Origin of the sequence: Trinickia sp. (genome assembly GCF_035492435.1) — a bacterium.
Taxonomy (GTDB): Bacteria; Pseudomonadota; Gammaproteobacteria; order Burkholderiales; family Burkholderiaceae; genus Trinickia.
Genome location: NZ_DATJJF010000152.1, coordinates 1 through 4,491, shown reverse-complemented (window position 1 = coordinate 4,491; position 4,491 = coordinate 1). Strand labels below are relative to the sequence as shown.

Genomic DNA, 4,491 nt, shown 5'->3' with positions numbered 1-4,491 from the left:
CGCGCTCGTGCGCGCACCATCGGAGGTGGCGGCCGTCGCTCGCGGCGAGTGGCCGGCCTCGGCCGCGCGAATTGCCTTGATGAGCCAGCGGCCCGCAAAGATCAGCAGGATCAGGAGAAGGAGTTGTCGCATATTGAAACTGAAACGCGGGCGATGCCGTACGGCTAGACAATGGGACGATGCAACAGCACTTCGAAGACGAATCGGCTGCCTACGTATGCGAGCAGCAGCGCGACGAAGGACGCCAAAACCCAGCGCAGCGCGGCGCGACCCCGCCAGCCCGAAATCTGGCGTGCCGTCAGCAACGCGCCGAACATGAGCCACGAGAGGATCGAGAAGACCGTCTTATGGTCGAGCGTCAGCGCGCGGTCCGTCAATTGCTCGCTGAAGAGCACACCCGAGAGCAGTGTCAACGTGAGCAAGGCGAAGCCCGCGCCAATCATGCGGAACAGCAGCTTTTCGAGCGTGAGCAGCGGCGGAAGCGTATCGAGCCAGTTAGCAAACCAGCCGGCCGATGACGGGCGCTCGAGCGCGCCGCGCAAAGCGTACAGTCGTCGCTCGGCAAAGAGCATCAAGACTGCGTGCAGTGCCGCGATCACAAAAAGCCCGTAGGCGATGTTGGCGATGATGAAATGCAGCTTGAAGAGCGGCGCCGCGGCGTAGGGCAGGACATGCACGCCGTTGAATGCGAGCGGCATCAACGAAGCGACGCAGGCAAGCGGCAGTACGAGCAGGCGCAGACCATCGAGCGGCAGAAAAAAGCTTTCGAGCCAGTAGATGCAGGAGCCAAGCCAGAACATGGCGGACAGCGCGAACGCGAAGCCGAACACCATCGCGTCTCGGGGAAAGATCGTGGCGTGCAGCAGCACGCCGTGCGAGACGAGCGCGACGAAGAGCAACGCGCGGGTCGTCATGCCCGAGGTCGCAGCCAGTGCAGGCGCGGCGGACGAGCCCGGCATACCCGATAGCATCCGGTGCTCGCCTAGCAGGCTGACCTGCGCGTTAGCGACGCCGTGTGCGCCGCGAAGGGTGTGGCCCCTCCCCTCGCCCGCCCGATAGCCACGCCAAGCCGCCGTCGCGAGGCCGCCATAAAGAAGCGCAGTGAGGGCATACAGTACAATGTCCATGTTCCGAAGTTTACACTAGTCACTCGCGCGCGCTGGGTCACCGGCGCACCGTTGATCGCCCTCTTTCGCACGCTCCCCATGCTCGACACTCTTACCCAACGGATGGCGCGCGTCGTCAAGACGCTGCGCGGCGAAGCCCGCCTTACCGAAGCGAACACGCAGGAGATGCTGCGCGAAGTACGGCTTGCCCTGCTAGAAGCCGACGTCGCCTTGCCTGTCGTGCGCGATTTTATTGCGAAGGTCAGAGAAAAGGCGCTCGGCGAGGAAGTGATTGCCAGCCTGTCGCCGGGACAAGCCCTCGTCGGCGTGGTGCAGCGCGAGCTCACCGCCGTCATCGGCGGCGACTATGAAGGCCGCGCCGCCGAGCTGAACCTCGCCGTGACGCCACCGGCTGTCATCTTGATGGCTGGCCTCCAGGGTGCGGGCAAAACAACGACGGTCGGCAAACTTGCCAAGTTGTTACGCGAGAAGTACAAGAAAAAGGTCCTCACCGTTTCCTGCGACGTCTATCGTCCGGCGGCAATCGCGCAGCTGAAGACCGTGACGGAGCAAGTCGGCGCCGACTTCTTTCCCTCGCAACCCGACGAAAAACCCGTCGACATCGCGGCTGCAGCCGTCGATTGGGCGAAGCGCCACTATCACGATGTGCTCATCGTCGACACCGCTGGCCGGCTCGGCATCGATGAAGCCATGATGCAGGAGATTGCCGCCTTGCACGCGGCGCTCAAGCCGTCAGAGACGCTCTTCGTCGTCGACGCCATGCTCGGCCAGGATGCCGTCAACACGGCCAAGGCGTTCAACGACGCGCTGCCGCTAACGGGCGTCGTGCTCACGAAGCTCGACGGCGATTCGCGCGGCGGCGCGGCGCTCTCGGTACGGCACGTGACGGGCAAGCCAATCAAATTCGTCGGCGTGGCCGAGAAGCTGGACGGTCTGGAGATCTTTTATCCGGATCGTATGGCGAACCGGATTCTCGGCATGGGCGACATCCTCGCGCTCGTCGAGGAAGCGCAGCGCAACGTCGATGTCCAGGCCGCGCAAAAGCTGGCTGATAAGGTCAAGAAAGGCGGCGACTTCGACCTCAACGACTTCCGTGCCCAACTCTCGCAGATGAAGAATATGGGGGGCCTATCGACGCTCATGGACAAGCTGCCCGCGCAGTTCCAGCAAGCGGCGGCCGGCGCCGACATGAGTCAGGCGGAAAAGCAGATGCGCCGTATGGAGGGCATTATCAACTCGATGACCCCGCAGGAGCGCGCGAAGCCCGAACTCATCAAGGCGACGCGCAAGCGCCGCATTGCAGCCGGTTCGGGCGTGCAGGTGCAGGAAGTCAACCGGATGCTCAATCAATACGAGCAAATGCGCACAATGATGAAGAAACTGAAGGGTGGCAACCTGCAGAAGATGATGCGCGGCATGAAGGGGATGTTGCCGGGGCTGCGCTGACCTTTTGCGCTTTGCGCGGTGACGCGGCAGCGCAGTTCGCTGCCAGTCACCCTATTATCTATACAGTCACGGCCGCCCCATTTGACGACATGAACCGCGAAGAAGCTCTCCACATCCTGCGTCACTCTGAGGAAATCGTTCCGGCCGCGGAGGTCGATGCGTCGATCGCGCGCATGGCACAAGCGATCCGGGCCGAAATCAGCGATGCCTTTCCGCTGGTGCTGTCGGTCATGGGGGGCGCCGCCGTCTTCACGGGCATGTTGTTGCCGCGCCTCGATTTCCCGCTCCAGTTCGACTACATCCACCTGACGCGTTACCGCAACGCCACCCAGGGCAGCCCGGACATGCAATGGCGCGTGGCACCGGCCGAATCAGTCAAGGACCGCGTCGTCCTCGTGCTCGACGACATCCTCGACGAAGGGGAAACGATGGCAGCCATCCGCGACCGCCTTCTGGCGATGGGCGCGAAGCGCGTCCTTTGCGGCGTGCTGTGCGAAAAGACACTCGAAGAGAGCAAACCGCTCTACCCCGATTTCTGCGGATTCAAGGTGCCGAACCGATATGTGTTCGGCTGCGGCATGGACGCCAAAGGTTACTGGCGCAATCTCCCCTCGATTCGTGCGCTGACCGAGGGCGCATAAAGGGGCTTCACAAGCAGGGCTTCAGTTTCAGGCGGAGCTTCAAGCCGCGCCGCCATCGTCCCTGCAGTCTCATCGGTGCAGGAGGCAGCTCGAGCTCATCCCTTGCTGCCCCCTGCCACTCCAACGCAAAAAGCTTACGCCTTCGCTACCGCTCCCTTCTCGAGCCCTACGCGAATACGATTCGTCGCAAATGCGGCGGCCTCATCGACGGGCAAGAGCGTCGGTTCAGCGTCGCGCCGGCCCTGGTACTCAATCTTGCCGTCCTTGAGCCCGCGATCGCCGATCACGAGGCGATGCGGAACCCCGATCAGTTCCCAATCGGCAAACATGACGCCAGGCCGCTCGCCGCGATCGTCGAGCACCACGTCGATGCCCGCCTCCACGAGTTGACCATACAGCTTATCGGTCGCTTCACGCACGGCATCGCTGCGGTCGTAGCCCATCGGGCACAACACGATCTCGAACGGGGCGATAGCCTCGGGCCAGATGATGCCGCGCTCATCGTAGTTCTGTTCAATCGCGGCCCCGAGAATGCGCGTGACACCAATGCCGTAACAGCCCATCACCATCGGCTGCGGCTTGCCCGTCTCGTCGAGGAACGTCGCGCCCATCGCTTCCGAATACTTCGTGCCGAGCTGGAAGACGTGACCGACTTCGATGCCGCGACAGATATCGAGCGTGCCCTTGCCATCCGGCGAGGGATCGCCGGGCCGCACGTTTCGGATGTCGGCAACGATGGGCTCCGGCAAGTCGCGCCCCCAATTGACACCCGTCGTGTGGTAATTGGCCTCGTTGGAACCTACGACAAAGTCGCTCATGTGCGCGACGGTACGATCCGCGATCACCTTCACGGGCTTTCTCGTGCCGACCGGCCCCAAGTAGCCCGGGGGCGTGCCGAACCACTCGACGATCTCCTCCTCGGTGGCGAAGCGGAACTGCGCGAGGCCGGGCAGCTTGCCGACCTTGACCTCGTTGAGCTCGTGGTCGCCACGCAGCATCAGCAACCAGATCGTCGGCTCGGCCCCTTCGTTGTCCGTTGCCAGCACGATGGACTTGATGGTCCGCTCGAGCGCGATGCCGAGAAACTCAGCGACGGCCTCGCACTTCGCCTTGCCCGGCGTAGCCGTCTTTTTCACTGCCTCGCGTGCCTCGCCCCGCTCGGCGATGAGCGGCAGCGCCTCGGCGGCCTCGACGTTGGCAGCAAAAGCGGAGTTGGGACAGTACGCGATGTCATCTTCGCCCGTCGCCGCGATCACGTGGAATTCTTGTGACTTGTT

4 protein-coding genes are annotated in these 4,491 nt (G+C 63.2%); 2 read left to right on the top strand and 2 right to left on the bottom strand.

Annotated features, from left to right (window positions below):
* Positions 1-164: 164 nt before the first annotated feature.
* Positions 165-1,127: a cytochrome C assembly family protein gene (locus VL598_RS11485; protein WP_325326843.1), complete on the bottom strand. Its 963-nt coding sequence runs from the start codon at positions 1,125-1,127 to the stop codon at positions 165-167.
* Between the two features lie 78 nt (positions 1,128-1,205).
* Here VL598_RS11485 and ffh point away from each other — a divergent pair, with 78 nt between their 5' ends.
* Together ffh and VL598_RS11475 are read left to right on the top strand one after the other, a co-directional pair.
* Positions 1,206-2,573 (top strand): signal recognition particle protein, encoded by a 1,368-nt coding sequence (gene ffh, locus VL598_RS11480; protein WP_325326842.1) that lies wholly within the window; start codon positions 1,206-1,208, stop codon positions 2,571-2,573.
* 89 nt (positions 2,574-2,662) lie between these two features.
* Positions 2,663-3,214: a hypoxanthine-guanine phosphoribosyltransferase gene (locus VL598_RS11475; RefSeq protein ID WP_325326841.1), complete on the top strand. Its 552-nt coding sequence runs from the start codon at positions 2,663-2,665 to the stop codon at positions 3,212-3,214.
* Between the two features lie 134 nt (positions 3,215-3,348).
* Here the strand turns inward: VL598_RS11475 and proS are convergent.
* A partial coding sequence (gene proS, locus VL598_RS11470) for a proline--tRNA ligase (RefSeq protein ID WP_325326840.1) occupies positions 3,349-4,491 on the bottom strand: 1,143 nt, incomplete at its 5' end.